Source organism: Pseudomonas sp. MB-090624 (assembly GCF_003205245.1).
In the GTDB taxonomy this organism is placed as follows: Bacteria; Pseudomonadota; Gammaproteobacteria; order Pseudomonadales; family Pseudomonadaceae; genus Aquipseudomonas; species Aquipseudomonas juntendi.
This window is the reverse complement of the sequence record NZ_QJRK01000001.1, coordinates 1-20,029: the sequence shown is the minus strand read 5'-3', so window position 1 is coordinate 20,029 and position 20,029 is coordinate 1. Positions and strand designations below refer to the sequence as shown.

Annotated in this window: 16 protein-coding genes and 1 pseudogene; 7 read left to right on the top strand and 10 right to left on the bottom strand. The window is 64.7% G+C overall.

The window, feature by feature from the left end; translation table 11 throughout:
- The first annotated feature begins 11 nt into the window (after window positions 1–11).
- From DMX12_RS00090 to DMX12_RS00080, 3 genes are all read left to right on the top strand, one after another.
- On the top strand, window positions 12–1,466 hold the full coding sequence (locus tag DMX12_RS00090) for a mannose-1-phosphate guanylyltransferase/mannose-6-phosphate isomerase (RefSeq protein ID WP_110675603.1): 1,455 nt from the start codon (window positions 12–14) through the stop codon (window positions 1,464–1,466).
- Window positions 1,467–1,717: 251 nt separating this feature from the next.
- Window positions 1,718–2,182 (top strand): multidrug transporter, encoded by a 465-nt coding sequence (locus DMX12_RS00085; protein ID WP_110675601.1) that lies wholly within the window; start codon window positions 1,718–1,720, stop codon window positions 2,180–2,182.
- Between the two features lie 152 nt (window positions 2,183–2,334).
- Complete coding sequence (locus DMX12_RS00080) at window positions 2,335–3,147, top strand: SDR family oxidoreductase (protein WP_110675599.1); 813 nt, start codon at window positions 2,335–2,337, stop codon at window positions 3,145–3,147.
- A 98-nt stretch (window positions 3,148–3,245) separates the two neighbouring features.
- On the opposite strand, the gene DMX12_RS00075 is transcribed toward DMX12_RS00080, so the two are convergent.
- The 5 genes and pseudogenes from DMX12_RS00075 to DMX12_RS00055 all read right to left on the bottom strand — a co-directional run bounded on the left by DMX12_RS00075 (window position 3,246) and on the right by DMX12_RS00055 (window position 9,695).
- Window positions 3,246–4,040, bottom strand: a complete 795-nt coding sequence (locus DMX12_RS00075; RefSeq protein ID WP_110675597.1) for an SDR family NAD(P)-dependent oxidoreductase — start codon at window positions 4,038–4,040, stop codon at window positions 3,246–3,248.
- 152 nt (window positions 4,041–4,192) lie between these two features.
- Window positions 4,193–5,629 (bottom strand): annotated as a pseudogene (locus tag DMX12_RS00070) (efflux transporter outer membrane subunit); the annotation flags it as partial.
- The gene (locus DMX12_RS00065) at window positions 5,626–6,687 is read right to left on the bottom strand and encodes an HlyD family secretion protein (protein WP_110675595.1); all 1,062 of its coding nucleotides are present in this window, start codon (window positions 6,685–6,687) and stop codon (window positions 5,626–5,628) included. The pseudogene DMX12_RS00070 and the gene DMX12_RS00065, both read right to left, overlap by 4 nt.
- Before the next feature lie 28 nt (window positions 6,688–6,715).
- Window positions 6,716–8,257 carry an MFS transporter gene (locus DMX12_RS00060; protein WP_110675593.1) on the bottom strand — a complete coding sequence of 514 codons (1,542 nt, stop codon included), beginning with the start codon at window positions 8,255–8,257 and terminating at the stop codon, window positions 6,716–6,718.
- Window positions 8,258–8,786: 529 nt separating this feature from the next.
- Window positions 8,787–9,695, bottom strand: a complete 909-nt coding sequence (locus DMX12_RS00055; protein ID WP_009685043.1) for a LysR family transcriptional regulator — start codon at window positions 9,693–9,695, stop codon at window positions 8,787–8,789.
- 270 nt (window positions 9,696–9,965) lie between these two features.
- Between DMX12_RS00055 and DMX12_RS00050 the strand changes: the two genes are divergently transcribed.
- Entirely contained in the window at window positions 9,966–10,412 is a 447-nt protein-coding gene (locus DMX12_RS00050; protein WP_110675591.1) for a universal stress protein, read from the top strand.
- A 182-nt stretch (window positions 10,413–10,594) separates the two neighbouring features.
- On the opposite strand, the gene DMX12_RS00040 is transcribed toward DMX12_RS00050, so the two are convergent.
- The 4 genes from DMX12_RS00040 to DMX12_RS00025 are packed head-to-tail and all read right to left on the bottom strand — an operon-like array spanning window position 10,595 to window position 15,374.
- A complete protein-coding gene (locus DMX12_RS00040; RefSeq protein ID WP_009685041.1) occupies window positions 10,595–11,455 on the bottom strand; it encodes an HlyD family secretion protein in 861 nt (286 codons plus the stop codon).
- A gap of 10 nt (window positions 11,456–11,465) precedes the next feature.
- On the bottom strand, window positions 11,466–11,666 hold the full coding sequence (locus tag DMX12_RS00035) for a DUF1656 domain-containing protein (protein WP_009685040.1): 201 nt from the start codon (window positions 11,664–11,666) through the stop codon (window positions 11,466–11,468).
- A 4-nt stretch (window positions 11,667–11,670) separates the two neighbouring features.
- Window positions 11,671–13,848 carry an FUSC family protein gene (locus tag DMX12_RS00030; protein ID WP_009685039.1) on the bottom strand — a complete coding sequence of 726 codons (2,178 nt, stop codon included), beginning with the start codon at window positions 13,846–13,848 and terminating at the stop codon, window positions 11,671–11,673.
- Window positions 13,845–15,374, bottom strand: a complete 1,530-nt coding sequence (locus DMX12_RS00025) for an efflux transporter outer membrane subunit (RefSeq protein ID WP_110675587.1) — start codon at window positions 15,372–15,374, stop codon at window positions 13,845–13,847. The genes DMX12_RS00030 and DMX12_RS00025 overlap by 4 nt, the downstream gene beginning before the upstream one ends.
- Before the next feature lie 191 nt (window positions 15,375–15,565).
- Here DMX12_RS00025 and DMX12_RS00020 point away from each other — a divergent pair, with 191 nt between their 5' ends.
- Both DMX12_RS00020 and DMX12_RS00015 read left to right on the top strand, forming a co-directional pair.
- Entirely contained in the window at window positions 15,566–16,513 is a 948-nt protein-coding gene (locus DMX12_RS00020) for a LysR family transcriptional regulator (protein WP_009685037.1), read from the top strand.
- 143 nt (window positions 16,514–16,656) lie between these two features.
- The gene (locus DMX12_RS00015; RefSeq protein WP_110675585.1) at window positions 16,657–17,631 is read left to right on the top strand and encodes a D-glycerate dehydrogenase; all 975 of its coding nucleotides are present in this window, start codon (window positions 16,657–16,659) and stop codon (window positions 17,629–17,631) included.
- An 88-nt stretch (window positions 17,632–17,719) separates the two neighbouring features.
- On the opposite strand, the gene DMX12_RS00010 is transcribed toward DMX12_RS00015, so the two are convergent.
- Window positions 17,720–18,622: a DMT family transporter gene (locus DMX12_RS00010; RefSeq protein ID WP_054914010.1), complete on the bottom strand. Its 903-nt coding sequence runs from the start codon at window positions 18,620–18,622 to the stop codon at window positions 17,720–17,722.
- Between the two features lie 274 nt (window positions 18,623–18,896).
- On the opposite strand from DMX12_RS00010, the gene DMX12_RS00005 reads away from it, so the two are divergent.
- Window positions 18,897–19,772: a helix-turn-helix domain-containing protein gene (locus DMX12_RS00005; RefSeq protein WP_110675583.1), complete on the top strand. Its 876-nt coding sequence runs from the start codon at window positions 18,897–18,899 to the stop codon at window positions 19,770–19,772.
- The last annotated feature ends 257 nt before the right edge of the window (window positions 19,773–20,029 follow it).

Here is a 20,029-nt window from a genome sequence, read left to right as displayed (position 1 = left end):
GGAGAAACATGATGATCCCGGTAATTCTTTCTGGTGGTAGCGGTTCGCGTCTGTGGCCTTTGTCGCGCAAGCAGTTCCCCAAGCAGTTCCTGGCCCTGACCGGTGAACACACGCTGTTCCAGCAAACCCTCTCGCGCCTGGTGTTCGAGGGCATGGACACGCCGATCGTGGTCTGCAACAAGGACCACAAGTTCATCGTGCAGGAGCAGCTGGCTGCCCTGAAGCTGGAAACCCAAGGCATCCTGATGGAGCCGTTTGGCCGCAATACGGCGCCAGCGGTGGCCATGGCCGCGATGAAACTGGTCAACGAAGGCCGTGACGAACTGATGCTGGTGCTGCCTGCCGACCATGTAATCGAGGACCAGAAGGCCCTGCAACGTGCCCTGGCCCTGGCCACCGTAGCGGCAGAGCGCGGCGAGATGGTGCTGTTCGGGGTACCGGCGACCAAGCCGGAAACCGGCTACGGCTACATCCGCTCCAGCCAGGATGCATTGCTGCCCGAGGGCGTGGCGCGGGTAGCGCAGTTCGTCGAGAAGCCCGACGAGAAGCGCGCCACCGAGTTCGTCCAGGCCGGTGGTTACTTCTGGAACAGCGGCATGTTCCTGTTCCGCGCCAGCCGCTTCCTCGAGGAGCTGAAAAAGCACGATGGCGATATCTACGACACCTGTGTATTGGCCTTGGAGCGTAGCCAGGAAGACGGCGATGTGCTGAGCATCGACCCCGCCACTTTCGCCTGCTGCCCGGACAACTCCCTCGACTACGCGGTGATGGAAAAAACCCAGCGCGCCTGTGTCGTGCCGATGTCGGCCGGCTGGAGCGACGTGGGCTGCTGGTCGTCGTTGTGGGAGGTGCATGAGAAGGACGACAATGGCAACGTCACCAAGGGCGATGTGGTGGTGCAGGACAGCCACAACTGCATGATCCACGGTAACGGCAAGCTGGTGTCGGTGATCGGCCTTGAGAACATCGTGGTGGTCGAGACCAAGGACGCCATGATGATCGCCCACAAGGACAAGGTTCAGGGCGTGAAGCAGATGGTCAAGACACTGGACGAACAGGGCCGTAGCGAAACCCAGAACCACCTGGAAGTGTATCGCCCATGGGGTTCTTACGACTCGGTGGACATGGGCGGCCGCTTCCAGGTCAAGCACATCACCGTCAAGCCAGGCGCCAGCCTGTCGCTGCAGATGCACCACCACCGCGCCGAACACTGGATCGTGGTGTCCGGCACTGCCGAGGTGACCTGCGACGAAAACGTGTTCCTGCTGACCGAGAACCAGTCGACCTACATCCCGATTGCGTCGGTACACCGCCTGCGCAACCCGGGCAAGATCCCGCTGGAGATCATTGAGGTGCAGTCCGGGAGTTACCTGGGCGAAGATGATATCGAGCGCTTCGAAGATGTGTATGGGCGCACCTCTACGCCGGTCGAGCGTGGGGTTTCGGTGAAGACCATCGCGCAGTAAAGCGGCAAGCGGCAAGCTGCAAGCTGCAAGCTGCAAGCTGCAAGCTACAAGAAACAGCGGGGCGGCGTCGAATCCAAAATTGTGGGTTCTCCACCGCCCTGCTTTTTCTTGTAGCTTGTAGCTTGTAGCTTGTAGCTTGTAGCTTGTAGCTTGTAGCTTGTAGCTTGTAGCTTGTAGCTTGTAGCTTGCAGCTTGCAGCTTGCAGCTTGCCACTCCAAGATGTGCCGAGACTCGAACGGAATCCGCACATCATGATCATCGGTGCCGTCCTTATCCTCACCTGGCTGGTGCTGCTGTTGCGCTACCCGGCCAAGGCCCTGCCCATTTCCCTGGCCGCCGTGTGCGGCCTGGGCCTGGTGGCCCTGTTCGTTGCCTGGCAGGACACCCGCGAAGCCTCGCAACTGGCCCGCCTGGACCTGCGCCTGCGCTACGCCCCAGACCAGTGCCCCGCCGACCGAACCCTGCAGGTGCACATGAAGAACGGCAACCCGGTACCGCTCACCGAACTGCGTTGGCGCGTAGCCGCCTATGCACCGGGCGATACCGTGAACCTCGCCGAAAATACCTACAACGCGCCGCGCTACCGTGGCCCTGGCGAACTGCAGCCGGGGGCCGAGTGGGAAGACTGCCTGCCCTTGCCGCCCCTGCGTTCCGGTTACCGAGCACAAACCCTGGAGTTTCGGGCTGAGCACCTGCAAGGTACATTTGCCAATTGATTCATTGCCAGTACTGGCCCTATCGCCGGCAAGCCAGCTGCCACAGGTACCCCACCCCTTTCAAGGACTGCGGAGTACTTGTGGGAGCTGGCTTGCCGGCGATAGGGCCAGTACCGGCGACACACCTCTCACCTTGATCAAAGGCCCCCACCATGCCCACCGTCCTGATCACCGGTTGTTCCAGCGGCATCGGCCGCGCCCTGGCCGACGCCTTCCGCGATGCTGGCCACCACGTCTGGGCCACTGCCCGCAAGCCTGAGGATGTCGAGCAACTGAGTGCCGCCGGCTACACCGCCCGGCAACTGGACGTGAACGACAGCGATGCCCTTGCCCGCCTGGCCGAGGAACTGCCAGGCCTCGACATTCTGGTCAACAACGCCGGCTACGGCGCCATGGGCCCATTGCTCGATGGCGGTGTGGACGCACTGCGTCAGCAATTCGAGACCAACGTCTTCGCGGTGATCGGCGTGACCCGCGCACTGTTCCCTCTGCTGCGCCGCTCCCGGGGCCTGGTGGTCAATATCGGCAGTGTTTCCGGCGTGCTGGTTACCCCATTCGCTGGCGCTTACTGCGCCTCCAAGGCCGCCGTGCATGCCCTGAGCGACGCCCTGCGCCTTGAGCTGGCCCCGTTCGGCGTGCGCGTGCTGGAAGTGCAGCCGGGGGCGATTGCCTCGCAGTTCGCCAGCAACGCCCAGCGCCAGGCCGAGCAGGTACTGGCGTCGGATTCGGCGTGGTGGCCGTTGCGTGAACAGGTGCAGGCACGGGCGCGGGCTTCGCAGGACAAGCCGACTTCGGCGGCGGTGTTTGCCAAGGGCGTGCTGGCGGCGGTGAGCAGGTCGCCGGTACCGGCTGTGGTGCGCTTGGGCAATGGCAGTACGGCGTTGCCGTTGATGGCTCGGTTGCTGCCGCGGCGTTTGCTGGATTGGGCGTTGCGCAAGCGCTTTGGCCTGCTGCGACCGCTTTGATTCTTCTTTTTCCTGTGCTGGCCCCTTCGCGGGTAAACCCGCTCCTACAGGGTGGGAGCGGGCAAGCCCGCGAAGAGGCCGGTACAGGCAGTAGACAATCAGGCAATGGACCGCAGCACCCCGCCGTCCACCCGCAACGCCGCCCCGGTGGTAGCACTGGCCTGCAGCGATGCCAGGTACACCACCATGTTGGCCACCTCTTCCACTGTCGCCAGCCGCTTGATCAACGAACTGGGCCGGTGCTCGGCCAGGAAGCTGGTTTCCAGTTCAGCAGTCGTGACCCCCTGCTCCTCGGCCAGCTTGGCGAAGAAGTCACCCACGCCTTCAGAGCGCGTCGGCCCAGGCAGCACGGCATTCACCGTTACCCCGGTGCCCGCCAGGGTCTCGGCCAGCCCTCGTGACACCGCCAACAGCGCGGTCTTGGTCATGCCGTAGTGAATCATCTCGGTCGGGATCTGCAGCGCCGACTCACTGGACAGGAACACCACCCGCCCCCATTTGCGCTCGGCCATGCCTCGGGCATAGTGGCGCGACAGGCGCACCGCGCTAAGCACGTTGACGTCGAAGAAACGCTGCCAGTCTTCGTCTTCGATCTCGAAGAACGGCTTGGGCTCGAAGATGCCCAGGTTGTTGACCAGAATGTCGGTATGCGGCACTTGGTCGAACAGCTTTTGCGCACCTTCCTGGGTGCCGAGGTCGGCAGCGATGCCGATGATGCGCGCTTGTGGCAGGCGTTCGCGCACGGCTTTAAGCGCTTCGTCGACGCGGGATTGGGTGCGGCCGTTGAGGACTACTTCGGCGCCGGCTTCGGCCAGACCTATGGCGATGGCCAGGCCAATGCCGGCGGTGGAACCGCTGACGATCGCGCGTTTGCCGTTCAGGGAAATGTGCATCTTTGCCTCCTCATCTGTCTGGGAAATCGCCGGGGCTGCTTTGCAGCCCTTCGCGGGCAAGCCCGCTCCTACAGGTATTGCGCTGTACCTGAGACCTGCGCTGCACTTGTGGGAGCTGGCTTGCCGGCGATGGGCTGCAAAGCTTTCTTCACCGGTTGCTGATCAAACGCCTGCCAGCCACCCCCCAACGCCTTGTACAACCCCACCAGCGCCTGCGACACCGCCGCCGAGCTGTCGATCCACTGTTCCTCGCTGGCCAGCAAGGCACTCTGCACCGTCAGCACGTTGAGAAAATCCACCGCCCCTTCCACGTACTGGCGCTGGGCGGTTTCCAGGGCGATGCGGTTCTGCCGCACGGCCTCGGCCAGGTGATCACGGCGCAACTGACTGGCGTTGTACAGGCGTAGCACATCGTCAATTTCGTGCCAGGCACCCAGCACCACCTTGCGATAATTCAACGCCGCTTCCTGCTGCTGCGCCTCGCGCAACTCCAGGGTGCCCTTGAGTCGGCCGCCCTCGAAGATCGGCAATGAAAGCTGTGGCCCAAAGGCAAACCGGCGCGCATCCCAGGCACCGAAATCGGACAACTGCATGGCCTGGAAGCCGACACTGCCCGACAGCCGAATGCTTGGGTAGAAGTCGGCCTTGGCCACGCCGATGCTGGCGGTGGCAGCGTGCAGGCGAGCCTCGGCCTGGCGGATGTCCGGCCGGCGCTCGGCCAGCTCGGACGGCAAGCCGATGGCGAACGTCTGCCGCGGCGCAGGCAGTTCGCCGCCCTGTAGCAACTGGGCCTGCAGGCTGCGCGGGGGGTCGGCGGCGAGCAGGCTGAGGGCGTTGATCAGGTCATCGCGCCGGGCTTCGAGGCTGGGCAGACGCGACTCGATGGACGCCACCTGGGCACTGGCCTGGGCTACGTCGAGGCGGGTAGCGACGCCTTCGGCCTGGCGGCTTTCCGACAGCTTCAGGCTGTGCTGGGCGACCTTGAGGTTGTCGCGAGTGACATCGATGGTGTGCTGCACCGCACGCAACTGGATGTAGTTGCCGGCGGTTTCCGCCAGCAACGCCAGCAGCACCCCGCGGCGGTCGTTCTCCGCCACTTCGACCGTAGCATCGGCCGCCTCGACCTGGCGCCGCACGCGGCCCCACAGGTCCAGTTCCCAACCCGCTACCAAGTCGCCCTGCCAGAGGTTGAAGGCTTGCTTGCCCGCCTTGCCAGAGGGGTCGCTCAGGCCTTCGGCGCTGTTGCGGGCACGGCTGTAGCCGGCAGCAACATCCACCGCCGGCATTTCATCGGCGGCCACGGTGCTGCGCAAGGCCCGGCTTTGTACCAGCCGGGCACTGGCCATCTGCAAGTCGAGGTTGCGCTCGGCAACGCGCTGGATCAATGCGCTGAGCTGGGCATCGTGGAAACTTTCCCACCAGCGCAGCTCGAGCGGTTCGGCCTGCGGCTGGCTGGCCGCCGCCTCACCTTGCAGCGGCGCCCATTGTTGCGGTGCCTGGCTGTCGGGGCGCAGGAAGTCCGGGCCCATTGTGCAGCCAGCCATCAGTACGGCCAGCAGCAATGGGCTCACGCGTAATGCCGCTTTCATCGTGCGCTGACCTCTTTGCCGTTCAGCTTGTCGCCACGGGTATCGATGGTCGCTTCCACCGACATGCCCACGCGCAAGCGGGCCAGCAGTAGCTGGCCATCCTCGAACACGATCTTCACCGGAATGCGCTGCACCACCTTGGTGAAGTTGCCGGTGGCGTTGTCCGGCTTCACGGCGGCGAAGGTCACGCCGGTGGCCGGGGCGATACTTTCCACATGGCCTTGCAGCTTCTCGCCAGAGAAGGTGTCGACGCTGATGCTCACCGGCTGGCCCGGCTGTACGTGGGTCAGCTGGGTTTCCTGGAAGTTGCCTACCACATAGGCCTGCTGCAACGGCACCACCGACAGCAGGCGAGCGCCCGGGTTGACGTAGGCGCCGATCCGCAGGGCACGCTCGCCGACCATGCCGTCCACCGGCGCGGTGATGCGTGTGTAGGACAGGTCTAGCTGGGCTTTTTCCAGGCCCGCTTCGGCGCGCTTGAGCTGGCCATCGGCACTGGCTACCTGGGCGGTAAGGATGTCCACTTGCTTGCGCGCCGCCACCAGCGCTGCCTGGGCATTGGCCAGCCGCGCGCGGGCCTGGTCGACCCTGCTGCGTGCCTGCTGGGCATTCTGCACGGTACCGGCGCCCTGCTCGGCCAGGCGGCTGTAGCGGTTGACCTCATGGTCGGCGAACGCCGCTTCGGCCTGGGCCGCTTTCACCGCAGCTTCGGCCTGGGCAATCAGCGAAGCCTGACGTTCCAGGGTGGCACGGGCATCGGCACTTTGCGCCTTGGCCACCAGCAATTGCGCCTGCGCCGCATCCAGCGCGGCCTGGTAGTCACGGGCATCGATGGTCGCCAATAGCTGGCCAGCCGTGACCTGCTGGTTGTCCTCTACCAGCACCTCCTTGATGAAGCCGGCGACCTTGGGCGCGACCACCGTGAAGTCGGCGATCACATAGGCGTCATTGGTGCTCTGGCGGTGGTCGCTGCCGAACATCCAGGGGCCGACGATGCCAGCCAGGACAGCCACGGCGAGCACCGAGCCGATAAACAGGGTTTTGCGGTTGTTGGTCATTTCAGCGGTTCTCGAATTCATCCAGGGTTCAGGCCACCGCGCGCGGCGGGTAGACCCGGGTGGGCACGAAAGGAATCAGGCAGATCAAGGCCACGGCGATGCAGGCCATGACCAGGTACAGGTCGGCCGAGGTCAACACCAGCGCCTGCTCGTGCAGGCGGGCGGCCAGGCCAGCGGCGTTGCCGTCCACCAGCGGGGCGTTGCCCAGGCTGTCCACCAGATGGTTGGAATGAAAGTGCCGCCGCAGCGTACCCAGGGCATCGAGCAAGCCACCGGCGACCACCGCAGCCAGGCCTTTGACGGTGTTGAACCAGCTGGAGGCGAACGGGCCTTCCTGCGGGGTCATGCCGTTGGTGGACAGCATCAGCAGCGGCAGCACCGCCATCGGCTGGCCGAACACCTGCAGCAGGTAGAACGGGTAGAAGTCGCCACGGATCCATTCGCTGGTCAGCAGGCTGCTGCCAACACAGGACACCGCCAGCATCGCCAGGCCGATGCCCAGCACCCAGCGGCAGTCCACCGCGCGGATGTTGCACAGCGCTGCGGTCAATGGCAGGGCGATCAACTGCGGCATCGCCACCAGCATCATCAGCGGGCTGGTCTGCGCCGGCCGGTAGCCCTGGATCTGCGCCAGGTAGGCCGACGGAATGCTGCCGACACCCGACAGTACGACCAGCACGCCGGCCAAGGTCACCAAGGCGAAACTCAGGTTGCGCCGCGACAGCATGCGCAACTGGAAGAACGGCAGCGGCTCGGACCATTCGTTGAACATGAACAGCACCAGCAACAGCAGCCCACCCCCGAGCAGCCAGCAGATCAGCGGCGAGTCGAACCAGCCCCAGCGGTCCCCCAGCGACAAGCCCAGGACGATACTGCTGATGGCCGGCAGGCCAAGCACCACGCCACGCCAGTCGAACTGCCTGAAACGCTCCAGGCGCAGCGGGTCCTGCGGCAGGCCCCAGCCCACACAACACATGGCCAGTGCCGACGGCAGAATGATCTGCCAGAACGCCCATTGCCAGCCCACGTATTCAGTCCACAACCCGGCCAGCGGGGTACCGAGGTTGGGGCCGAACGTGGCGGTCAGGGCGTAACAGGCCAGGCCGTACACTTTGATGCCCGGCGGCAGGAAACGCAGGGCCACGCTCATCAGCATCGGTGGCAAGGCGCCGGCGGCAAAGCCCTGCAGCACGCGCAGCAACATCAGGCTGTGCAGGTTGGGGGCGAACGGCTGCAGCAAGCCGAGCACGGCGAACAGGCCAATGGCGCTCAGGGTGAAGCGCCGCAGCGAGAAGGTGGTGGCCAGCCACGGCGCAAAGGCCATGGCCGAGACCGAAGCGGCGCTGTACACCGCCAGCAGCCAGGCACCTTCGTCGGCCCCGATGCCCATGGCGCCGCGGATATCGGCCAGGGAAATCTTGGTCACCGACTCGTTGAGGCCCGCACACAACACGGCCAGCAATACACCGAACAGCCCGACCACCACCTGCAGGCCGAACGCCGTCTGCGCAGGCGCAGCCGGCGCGGGGGCGCCGACGATGGCAGCAGACGGGGCGGACAGGGAACTCATGCAACGACATCTCCAGCAACAAATTTGCGACTGGAGCAAGTCTAAGAAGGTCGAATGCTGACGAAAACTGACTTGTCGGTAGGTTTATGTTGCGTCAGGCGCAATCCACTTTTTTGCAGGTCTGGCCCTATCGCCGGCAAGCCAGCTCCCACAGGGATCGCATCAGGGCTGACAGGTGTTTGCCACAAGGTATGCAGCGCCTGTTAGAGCGAGCGCCGCCCGCGCGGCGCATCGCGAGCTGCGCTCGCTCCTACGTTTGTTTCGGGCCAATTATTCCTGTGGGATTTGCGCGCGAACGCCTTGGTGCATGCCTCAATATCGCGCCGTACAAACAAACCGGCCGCGCGCGCCTGTCACAGGCGTTACTGGCCCGAAACAAACGTAGGAGCGAGCGCAGCTCGCGATTGCGCCGCGCGGGCGGCGCTCGATCTCACAGGCGCTGAAGATGCTGCGGCTAGCCTTGCCAGAAACCATAGAATCTCCCACAGAGTGGAAGCTGGCTTGCCAGCGATGAGGCCCTTACAGGCAATCAAGGATCAACACTGCAGCAAGCCTTCAAGGTCTGCCGCAACCACCTATGTGCCGGGTCGTTGTGAAACCGCGGGTGCCAGGCTTGCAGCACCGTCACCCGCTCCAGCGGTACCGGGATCTCGAACGATCGCAGTGGCAACCCGAGCTTGTGCACGCTGTTGAGGATATTCGCCGGCATCGGCAGGATCAGGTCCGAATCCGGTAGCGAGAACAGCGCCGAGTGAAAACTCGGGGTAATCAATGCCACCCGCCGTTGCACCTTGAAGTTGGCCAACTCGACATCAATCGGCCCGTTGGCCCGGCCACGGCGGGACACGCTGATCTGTGGGTAACTGGCAAAGCTGGTCGGCGTGATCGGCTGCTCGAAGATCGGGTGGTCGCGCCGAGCCAGGCCCACATAGTAGGTCTGGAACAGGCTCTGCACCTTGATCTCCGGTCCCAGGTCCACGGTCGAGCTGATGATCAGGTCGGTGCGCCCGTCGCGCAGCACGCTGTCGTCGTCGCCGCCGGGGCTTTCCGGCACGAAGCGCAGCACCGTGCGCGGTGCCTGCTCGTGCATGCGGCGCAGCAGCTGGGCGCCGTAAAGGGCGATGAACAGGTCATTGGTGCGAATGTTGAAGGCACGGTCGAGCTTGGGCAGGTCGACTTCATCGGCGCTGCGGAACACTTCCCCGGCCTGCTCCACCAGCGCCGCCACCTGCTCGCGCAAGGCCAGCGCCCGTGGCGTCGGCACCAGCCCACGGCCCGCGCGCACCAGGATCGGGTCGCCCAACGCATCGCGGATACGACTCAGGGTCCGGCTCATGGCCGCGGGGCTCAGGTTCATGCGCTGCGCCGCGCCGACCACACTGCCTTCGTCGAGCAGGGCATCGAGGGCGACGAGCAGGTTCATGTCCGGGAGTTGCATGGCCGTGTTCCATTACAGCTGGGGAGTGGCGATGGTAGCAGGTTGGCGGATTGCACCAGACGCAATGCGCTCGTGCGTGGTGGGGCATTTATTCTGGACGGTGATTGGGTCATAACAGTTGCAGTGCCTGCACCGACCCTATCGCCGGCAAGCCGGCTCCCACAGGGATCCCACAATGCCCAAGGCCTGTGTTGAACCTGTGGGAGCAGGCTTGCCGGCGATAGGGCCGGTGCAGGCAAATGACTAGCCAGCCAGAAGCAAGGATCCTGCATGCCCAGCCCAGTCCTGATCGCCATCGACGCCTCCCCCGCCGCCGCCGCCCTGCTCACCCTTGCCCGCCGTTACTGCCGCCCCGGCGAACACGAATTGCACGTGCTGCTGGCCATCGACTCTACCTTCGCCGTGCACGAGCAACCTGCGCCCTACACCACCGAAGAGCTGGAGCAATACCCCGCCGCCTGCAAGGAACAGCACCAGGCCGACGACGCGGTGGCCAAGGCGGTAGGCGAGTTGCAACAGGCCGGCTTCGCCAGCCAGGGCTGCATGATCGCGGGGCAACCGGTCGAGGCGATCGTAGCCAAGGCGCAGGAACTGAACTGCGAACTGATCATCATGGGCCACCGCCACCTGTCACGGCTGGGCCGGTTGCTGGACCCATCGATCAGCGCGAAGGTGATCGACCGGGTGAAGGTGCCGGTATTGGTGGGGCCCGCCTGAACGCCAGGTTGTCGATGCTGGCAGGCGCACAGCGTACCCTGTGGGAGCGGGCGCGCCCGCGAACACCGGCGCAGCCGGTGCCAGCCACCGCGTTGGATTCTTGCCGGGCATGCCCGCCACCACAGGTCCAGCGCTGTATTCAAAGGCAGTGCAGTGACTGTGGGCCAGAATGGCGCCGCAGGTCACCCCTCGCTCGGCTTCACCACCACCGTACAAGTCGTCCCCGCCGCCAGCAAGAACCCTTCCGGCACTTCATCGATGTGAATGCGCACCGGCACCCGCTGCGCCAGGCGTACCCAGTTGAAAGTAGGGTTCACGTCGGCGATCAGCTCGCGGCTTTGCGGGTTGTCGCGGTCGTAGATACCGCGGGCGATGCTCTCCACATGGCCCTTGATGCGCTCGCCGCTCATCATCTGCAGCTCGGCCTGGTCACCTACCTTCACATGCGGCAGCTTGGTCTCCTCGAAGAAGCCGTACACCCAGAACGAGTTCTCGTCGACCACTGCCATCACCGCCTCGCCAGTACGCGCGTAATCGCCACGGTGGATATTCAGGTTGGTCACGTAACCGTCCACCGTGGCCACGATATGGGTGCGCTTGAGGTTCAACTCGGCTGCTGCCAGTTCAGCCTGGGCCTGCTGGTAGTCGGCCAGCGCCGAGTTGGCGATGTTACTGGCATCGTCACGGTTTTCCTTGGAAATCACCAGGTTGTCCATGTCGGCACGGCGCTTGGCGTTGACCTTGCGCATCTCCCAGGTGGCCTTGCGCGACGCGACCAGCGCCTTGGCCTGGTCGACAGCGAGCTGATAGTGCTCGGGGTCGATCTGGATCAACAGGTCGCCCTTCTTCACCCGCTGGTTGTCCTTGACCGGCACGTCCACCACATAGCCAGGCACGTCGGCGGCCACGTTGATGATATCGGCACGCACGCGGCCGTCACGGGTCCACGGCGTGGTCATGTAGTGCACCCACAACTGGCGACCGATGGCCACGGCAGCGACCAGCACCAGCAGGGTGGCGATCAGGCTGAAGAACTTTTTCATCGAAGGTTTCTCACCAGTAGACAGTAAGCGCCATGGCGCCGAACAGGCAGACGAACAGGCTCAGGCGCAGCAACGCCGGGTGCCAGAAGAAGCGGTAGCCATCATGGCTGGCGATGAACCGGTCCAGGCCCCAGGCCAGGCCCAGCGCAAACAGGAACATCAAGGTCATGGTGGGCATGTACACACCATGGAAGGCGATTTCGCGGGGCATGCTTTCACGCAGCATCTGGCAGTCCTTTCGCCGGCACCAGCGGCGACTGTGGGTCGAGCAGGGAAGAACGGATAAAGTGCAGGTAGCTTTGCGCACGGCGCAGCACCGAGGTATCGAAGTGCCGGGCGAAGGGCTCGTCAGTGGCCTGCACCCGGGCAATGGCATGGTCCACTGCTACCAGCGCGCGTTCGTGGTTGCTGGCACTGGGCTGCAGAAACAGCCGTGCCAGGGCCCGGCCCATCACGCGGATGGCCTGGCGCCACGGTTGCGACTCGGCATAGGCCGGGTGCACCGGGGCGCGGGCCTGCTCCTTGCGCAGCTCGATAACCGCGTGGCCGACCTCCAGCACGGTGAACATCCAGCCCATCAGCTCGCTCTGAACCTTCGGCTTGCCGGCTGCCAGGCCGTAAGCCTGGTGCAGCAGGTCGCGGGTGCGGCTTTCGAACGCCGTGCCGATGCCACGCAGCCGGCCGCTGATGGCAAACAACACCTGCTCGCGTAGCTCCTGCTCCAGGCGGCTCCACAACCAGCGGCTGTTGGGTGGCAGGATGATCGCCCCGGCGGCGGCACACACGCACATGCCCAGAATCATGCCGATGTAGTCATTGATGAAGCTGTAGGGGTCGTACACGGTCAGGTTGTTGGGTACCGAGCCGATGGCGAAAAACACCAGCAGGCCGATGCCGTAGCCCGCGTAGGCCGGCCGCGACGAGAGAAACGCGCCGAGCACGAACACGGGCGCCAGCACCATGCACAGCAATGGGAACCCATCGATCCAGGGGAACACGAAGAAGGTCTCGAAGAAGCCGACCAAGGCCCCCAGCGCAGTGCCGCAGGCCATCTGGAACGACATGCGCTTGGGGTTGGGCGAGGCCGCCGACAAGCCCACGGTCACCGTGGCGATCAGGGTCATCATCGCACCACTGGGCCAGTCGCTGAGCAGCCAGTAGCTGCCCAGCAGCAACAGCACCGCCGAGGCGCGCACACCCGCTGCCAACGACACCAGCCAGCTGGTCTGCGCCACATAGGGCTCGTCCCATTGCTCGCGCTCGTGCTTGTGTGCGGCCAGCGAGGCGTGGGTTTCGGCGTAGCTGAACATTTCGTCGATGAAGCGGTACAACAGCTCGAACACCGTGTGGAAGTCGAGCTGGTCGGCCGCGCTCGGCCCGGTTGCCAGGTAGTCGGCCCGCAGGCTACGCACCTGGGTTTGCAGGCCTTCCTTGTAGGCGCCCAGCTCCAGGGTCAGGCGCAGTGCATCGGCGTCGGTCAGCGCCCGGCCCACGTAAGGCTGCAACAGCTCCACCAAGGTGTTCAGGCCCGGCTCGATGGCGGTGACGATCTGCCGCGGGCCACGTGCACGCAGCCGCTCCAGCAGGCGGTGCAGGGCGTTGAAGCGTGTGGTGATGGCCATGAACTCGCTATTCATCCGCACCAGCCGGCCACTGCGCCGGCGCATGTGCGGGTCTTCGAAGGCGGTGACGTTACGCAGGCTTTCCAGGCCCACCGCCTCGGCCACGAAGCGCACATTGCTGCTCTCGAAACGGTCACGCTGGCTGTCACCGCGCAAGGCCTCGACCACCACCCCGGCGAACACGCCAAAGCGCTGGTACAGGGCGTTACGCATGGCGGCGCTGGCCGACTGCGGCAGGATCGCGGCACTGACGAAGGTCGACACCAGGATGCCCAGGGCAATTTCCAGTACCCGCCACACCGCCGCCATGAACGCCTGGTCGGGGTGCTGCAGCACCGGCAGGCCGATCATGGCCGCGGTGTAGCCGGCCAGCACGAAGCCATAGGCGCGGAAGGTACGGTAGCGCATGGCACCAGCCGAGCACAGCCCAACCCACAGCGCCAGGCTGGGCAGGAACAGCTCGGTGTTCTGCGGGAAAATGGCAATCAACGCCACCATCATCGCCGAGCCGGCCAGGGTGCCGAGCACCCGGTAGAAGCTCTTGGCGAACACGTGGCCGCTTTGCGGCTGCATGACGATGAACACGGTGATCATCGCCGTGCGCGGTTGCGGCAGCTCCAGGCGCATGGCCAGCCACAGGGTAATGAACGCGGCTGCCAGTACCTTGAAGATGTAGACCCAGGTCACGCCATCGGTACGCGCCCAGGCGAAGAAACCGCGACGCCATTCCAGGCTTTGCAGCCAGCGCACAGGCAAACTGGAAGTGCTCATTCAGCGTTGTCCGGCCGGGTATCGAAAATGGCCAGGGCCGCCGGGGTGTTCGGCGCAGCCTGGCGCTCTTCCTGGGGTACGTCCTGGCCAGCCTGCAGGCCACCGCCCAGCGCGGTGACCAGCTCGGCGTGGGCGATCAGGCGTGCCGCCTGCACCTGCTGCTGCACCTGTTGCTGGCGGAACAGCAAGGTTTGCGCATTGAGCACGTTGAGGTAATCGGTAAGGCCACGCTGGAAGGCGACCATGGCGATGTCGTAGGTTTTCTGCGCGGCGGCCACCGATTCGGCAGCGAAGTGCGCCTGCTGCTGCATCGACTCGCGGCGGATCAACTGGTCGGAGATGTTCTTCAGCGCACCGACCACGGTCTGGTTGTAGCGCGCCACGGCCACGTCATAGCCAGCCGAGGCCACGCCCAGCTGCGAGCGCAGGCGCCCGCCGTCGAAGATCGGCAGGCTGATGGCCGGGCCAACGTTGTAGTTGAACTTGCGCCCGGTCAGGAATTCCAGCGGCCCGCCGCCCGTGGCCATGAAGCCCAGGCTGCCGACCAGGTCGACGTTGGGGAAGAAGCCGGCGTGCGCGACGTCGATGCCGCGTGCCTGCGCAGCCACCTGCCAGCGGCTGGCGACCACATCCGGGCGCTGGCCGACCAGTGCCGCAGGCAGGTTGGACGGCAGCTTCAGTGGTGCGGCCAGGGCCAGGGCCGGGCGCTGCAACTGCGCGCCCTCCCCCGGGCCTTTGCCGGCCAGGGCGGCCAGCTGGTTGCGGGCCAGGGCGATTTCTTCGTCGAGGCTATCGAGCTGGCGATGGGTTTCCGGCAGCGGCGCTTCGGCCTGGCTGACTTCGAAATGGGTGCCGATACCGGCCGCCAGGCGGCGCTTGGCCAAGGCCAGGATCTGTTCTTGCTGTGCCAGCTCGGCCTTGACGATATCGCGCTGGGCAAAGTGCAGGCTCAGCTGGATATAGGCGCGCACCACGTTGTTCTGCAGCTCCAGCTGTGCCTGGCGCGCTTCAGCCACGCTCATGTGCGCCTGGTCTACGGCCTGTTCACTGGCGTTGCGTTCACGGCCCCACAAGTCCAGCGCGTAGCTCAAGCCAATGGCCGCGTTGTTGTCCCAGGTGTTGGCACCCGACAACGCGCCAGGCCCATAGAACTGGTCTTCAGGCCAGTTGTGGCGCTTGAGCGTGGCCTGGCCGTTGGCCTGGAGCTTTTCAGCCGACTCGACCACACCGGCCATGGCCTTGGCTTCACGCACCCGCGCGGCGGCCATGGCCAGGCTCGGGCTGCCGGCCACCGCCAGGGCAACCCAGTGGTCCAGTTGCGGGTCGCCATAAGCGTGCCACCACTGCTGGTCGGGCCAGTGAGCATCGCTTGCGGCTTCGCGAATGGCCGCGTCGGTGGTCAGGGTATTGGCTTGCAGCGTCTTGCTTTGCGGGGCGATGCCCCAGGTTCCGATACAGCCGCTCAAGGTGAGGGCAAGGGCACAGGCACTGAACGCACTGAGCGTTCTGATGATGCGACGCGGCACAGCTGCGATTTCCCGAGGAAGAGGTGGAGGGGCCGAGCAATTCTAGGGGGCGACAGCACTGGCGATAAGCGTAGATTCCTGCGAATCTTTGTTACCAAAACGGCGATAATCCGCCTTTGGTCGAAGGTAAGTTTTCATAACTTTTGCGTTGCTTCGTGACACAATTTTGTCCTCTACCTCGAGAGTGACCCATGGACACCCTGCAAAACATGCGTGCTTTCAGTTGCGTAGCGCAATTAGGCAGCTTCACGGCCGCTGCGGCGCAACTGGACACCACCACCGCGAACGTGTCGCGGGCGGTCTCCAACCTGGAAGCCCATCTGCAAACAAGGCTGCTCAACCGTACCACCCGCCGCATTGCGCTGACCGAGGCCGGCAAGCGCTACCTGATGCGCTGCGAACAGATTCTGACCTACGTCGAGGAAGCCGAGGCCGAGGCCAGCGACGCCCATGCGCGCCCCGCCGGGCAATTGAAGGTGCATTCGATGACCGGGGTGGGCCAGCATTTCGTGGTGGATGCGATTGCCCGCTACCGTGAATCGCACCCCGACGTGACCTTCGACCTGACCATGGCCAACCGCGTGCCCGACCTGCTTGACGAGGGCTATGACGTGTCCATCGTGCTGGCCACCGAGCTGCCGGACTCGGGGTTCGTTTCGCAGCGCCTGGGCATCACCTACAGCATCGTCTGCGCTTCGCCGGCCTACATCGCCCGCCATGGCCTGCCGCACAAACCTGCCGACCTGCTCAAGCACGCCTGCCTGCGCATGGTCAGCCCGGTGATCCCGCTGGAAAAGTGGCTGTTCGATGGCCCGGAAGGCCAGGAGATGGTCAACATCACCAGCTCACCGTTCATGGTCAACACCGCCGACGCCATGAAGACCGCGATCCGCAGCGGCATGGGCGTAGGCGTGCTGCCGATTTATTCGGCCATCGATGGCCTGCGCGACGGCAGCCTGGTGCGGGTGCTGCCCGAGTACCGCCTGCAGGAACTGAACCTGTACGCCATCTACCCGTCGCGCCAGTATCTGGATGCCAAGATCAAGACCTGGGTCGAATACCTGCGCAACTCGCTGCCGGAAATTCTTGCCGCGCATGAGGCCGACCTGAAAACCCATCAGGTGCTGATCGCCGACTAAGGGCAGCTGCAAGTAGCAAGTAGCAAGTAGCAAGTAGCAAGTAGCAAGTAGCAAGAAAAAGCAGATCCGTTCACGTGCTGCTTTTTCTTGTAGCTTGTAGCTTGCAACTTGTAGCTTGTAGCTTTCCCCTTGGAAGCAGCCCGATGAAAAAGACCGTCCTGGCCTTCAGCCGAATCACCCCGGCCATGGCCGAGCGCCTGCAGCACGATTTCAACCTGATCCAGCCCAACCCCAAGTTGGGCGACATCGCCGCCCAGTTCAACGAAGCCCTGCCCGAAGCCCACGGCCTGATCGGGGTCGGGCGCAAGCTTGGCCGGGCGCAGCTGGAAGGTGCGGCCAAGCTCGAGGTGGTGTCCAGCGTGTCGGTCGGCTACGACAACTATGACCTGGACTACTTCAACGAACGCGGCATCGCCCTCACCAACACCCCGGACGTGCTCACCGAAAGCACCGCCGACCTGGGCTTTTCGCTGATCATGGGCTGCGCACGGCGTACCGCCGAGCTCGACGCCTGGACCAAGGCCGGCAACTGGCAGGCAACCGTGGGCCCGGCGCACTTCGGCAGTGATGTGCATGGCAAGACCTTGGGCATCGTCGGCCTGGGCAACATTGGCGCAGCCGTGGCCCGCCGTGGCCGCTTCGGCTTCAACATGCCGATCCTGTACAGCGGCAACAGCCGCAAGAGCGCGCTGGAGCAGGAGCTGGGCGCGCAGTTCCGCAGCCTGGAGCAGTTGCTGGCCGAAGCCGATTTCGTGGTCATCGTGGTGCCCCTGTCGGACGCGACCCGCAAACTGATCAGCAGCCGCGAGCTGAAGCTGATGAAGCCAAGCGCGTTCCTGATCAACATTGCACGCGGGCCGGTGGTCGATGAAGCCGCACTGATCGAGGCGCTGCAGAACGGCACCCTGCGCGGCGCAGGCCTTGATGTCTACGAAAAAGAGCCACTGAGCGATTCGCCGCTGTTCAAGCTGCCCAATGCCCTGACCTTGCCGCACATAGGCTCGGCCACCGCCGAAACCCGCGAAGCCATGGCCAACCGGGCGCTGGACAACCTGCGTGCGGCGCTGCTGGGTGAGCGGCCGCGGGACCTGGTGAACCCGCAGGTGTGGAAGGGCTGATCCCCCGGTTATCCCTGTACCGGCCCTATCGCCGGCAAGCCAGCGCTCAAAGTTTCGGTAGCTGGCTTGCCGCTGATAGGGCCATGATTCATCTGGCCTCCACAACCCCCTCAGCTACCCGTGCCCTGGGCTTGCGAAACACCAGCACATTCCCTGCCATCACTGCGACAAGCCCCAACAGGGCCGGGGCCGTCCACTGGTACCCCTCGGCCACCGCCGACACGTTCAACGCCACCAACGGGAACAGCACCGTGCAGTACGCGGCCCGCTCCGGCCCCATGCGTCCCACCAGGGTGAGGTAGGCGGTAAAGGCGATCACCGAACCCGGAACCACCAGGTACAACAGCGAGCCGATGTAGCGCAGGTTCCACTCCATGCCGAACGGCACGCCGCTGACCACACAGAACGTACCCAGCATCAACGCACCGTAGACCATGCCCCAGGCATTGGTGGTCATGGGCCGCAGCCCGGCCTTTTGCTGCATGCTCGACAGCAGGTTACCGGCCGAGAAGCACAGCGTGCCGAGCAGGGCCAGGCCCAGGCCGTACAGGGTCTCACGGCTGGCAGCGTGGTGCGACAGCTCGGGCCAGAACAGCAGGCCCAGGCCAAGCAAGCCCAAGGCGCCGCCGCCCAGCACATTGCTGGCAACCCTTTGGCCGAAGAAGATCCGCGCATTCAGCGCGTTCCACAGCGTGGCGGTGGAAAACACCACGGCGATCAGGCCGCTGGCGATCCACTGGCTGGCACTGAGGAAGCAGATGAAGTTGACGCAGAACAGGCACAGGCCCTGGGCCAGGCAGATCTGGTGGCCCCGCCTGTTCATCGGCTGCAAGCGACGGGTGAGCAGCAGGAAGGCAAACAGGATCAGACCGGCCAGGGCGAAGCGGTAGACGATCGAGACCGGGATCGCGACCACGCCCAGTTGCAGTTTCAGGGCGATCCAGGTGGTGCCCCAGATCAGGACGGTGAGCAAGTAGAGAGACAGGTTCATCGGTGCGGCTCCTCAGGCGATCGACCCTACATCCCGGGGCCGCTGCGCGGCCCATCGCTGGCAAGCCAGCTCCCACAGGGGCAGCGTCAACCTTCAAGCTGGGCGCTGTAACTGTGGGAGCCGGCTTGCCGGCGATCGAGGGCGCAGCCCTCGCCAGTGCAATCAGTGTTCGCTCTGCCCTGTACTTTGCGCTTGCACAAACTTGCGCATTTGTCGCGCAGGCGGCTGTACGCAAGCTCAAGGCGCAGTAGGATGGGCGTCAGAGGAACCCGCCATGACGCCATTCACCCAGCTGCAAGTGTTCAATGCCATGCACGCCTCGCCCCACGCCCGCCTGGAGCTGAGCGCGCACCTGGGTGACGGGCTGGCGGCGGCGTTGTGGAGCAACCGCGACGACGCCCGCGATTATCAGGCGCCAAGCCATCACACCCTGTCGTGCTACATCGCCGACGGTACCGGCACCTTCCGCCGCCAACGGCCGGCCGACAAAGGTGCGCCCGACAAGCTGTGCATCATGCCGGCGGGCCTGGAATCGAACTGGGTGGTCAATGGCGAGATCCGCCTGGCGCACCTGTATGTCAGCCAAGCGCAGTTCGCCCTTGGTTGCGTGCGCCTGCTCGACCGTGAGCCGCGTGAATTGCAGTTGCAGGAAGCGACCTTTCTTGACGACCCACAGCAGGCCCGACGCTTTCGCCAACTGATCGGCCTGGACTGGGACGAACCCGGCGAGCGTCTGCTGGCCAGCAGCCTGGCGCATGAGATCGTCGACCATGCGCTGCTCAGCCAGGTCGGGCTGCGCCAGGGCCTGCGCCTGAAAGGCGGGCTGGCACCAAACCTGCGTCGGCAACTGGTCGACTACCTCGAGGCGCACCTGGACCAGCCGATCACCCTCGGCGAACTGGCGTTGCGCTGCAACCTGTCCGAGTACCACTTTGCGCGCATGTTCCGCGCCAGCTTCGGGCTGCCACCGCACCAGTTCCTGCTGGCCCGGCGGCTGCACCGGGCTTGCCAGCTGTTGCGGCTGGGGGGCATGCCGTTGGGGGAAATTGCCCTGGTGTGCGGGTTTGCCAGTGCCAGCCATTTCAGCAATCGGTTCCGCCAGGCCGTTGGCGCCACACCGGGCGAGTACCGCCTGGCCTTCAACCTGTGACATCGGGGCTGCTTTGCAGCCCATCGCAGGCAAGCCCCATAGGGATCGCCTTAGGGCTGACAGGTGTTTGCCACAAGGTATGGCAGCGCCTGTTAGAGCGAGCGCCGCCCGCGCGGCGCAATCGCGAGCTGCGCTCGCTCCTTGTATGTTGTGACTGGCCTGGCGGGAGAAGTTATTCTCGTCAGGCTGAAGAAGCACTTCCGGGGAGGCCGATCGCTCCTGAAGGCAGGGTTTGCCCCTGACCTTGTACGTAGAGA

Coding starts and splice junctions, on each gene's coding strand:
- DMX12_RS00090 (WP_110675603.1), top strand. CDS start 12: ATGATCCCGGTAATTCTTTCTGGTGGTAGCGGTTCGCGTCTGTGGCCT.
- DMX12_RS00085 (WP_110675601.1), top strand. CDS start 1,718: ATGATCATCGGTGCCGTCCTTATCCTCACCTGGCTGGTGCTGCTGTTG.
- DMX12_RS00080 (WP_110675599.1), top strand. CDS start 2,335: ATGCCCACCGTCCTGATCACCGGTTGTTCCAGCGGCATCGGCCGCGCC.
- DMX12_RS00075 (WP_110675597.1), bottom strand. CDS start 4,040: ATGCACATTTCCCTGAACGGCAAACGCGCGATCGTCAGCGGTTCCACC.
- DMX12_RS00065 (WP_110675595.1), bottom strand. CDS start 6,687: ATGACCAACAACCGCAAAACCCTGTTTATCGGCTCGGTGCTCGCCGTG.
- DMX12_RS00060 (WP_110675593.1), bottom strand. CDS start 8,257: ATGAGTTCCCTGTCCGCCCCGTCTGCTGCCATCGTCGGCGCCCCCGCG.
- DMX12_RS00055 (WP_009685043.1), bottom strand. CDS start 9,695: ATGCAACTCCCGGACATGAACCTGCTCGTCGCCCTCGATGCCCTGCTC.
- DMX12_RS00050 (WP_110675591.1), top strand. CDS start 9,966: ATGCCCAGCCCAGTCCTGATCGCCATCGACGCCTCCCCCGCCGCCGCC.
- DMX12_RS00040 (WP_009685041.1), bottom strand. CDS start 11,455: ATGAAAAAGTTCTTCAGCCTGATCGCCACCCTGCTGGTGCTGGTCGCT.
- DMX12_RS00035 (WP_009685040.1), bottom strand. CDS start 11,666: ATGCCCCGCGAAATCGCCTTCCATGGTGTGTACATGCCCACCATGACC.
- DMX12_RS00030 (WP_009685039.1), bottom strand. CDS start 13,848: ATGAGCACTTCCAGTTTGCCTGTGCGCTGGCTGCAAAGCCTGGAATGG.
- DMX12_RS00020 (WP_009685037.1), top strand. CDS start 15,566: ATGGACACCCTGCAAAACATGCGTGCTTTCAGTTGCGTAGCGCAATTA.
- DMX12_RS00015 (WP_110675585.1), top strand. CDS start 16,657: ATGAAAAAGACCGTCCTGGCCTTCAGCCGAATCACCCCGGCCATGGCC.
- DMX12_RS00010 (WP_054914010.1), bottom strand. CDS start 18,622: ATGAACCTGTCTCTCTACTTGCTCACCGTCCTGATCTGGGGCACCACC.
- DMX12_RS00005 (WP_110675583.1), top strand. CDS start 18,897: ATGACGCCATTCACCCAGCTGCAAGTGTTCAATGCCATGCACGCCTCG.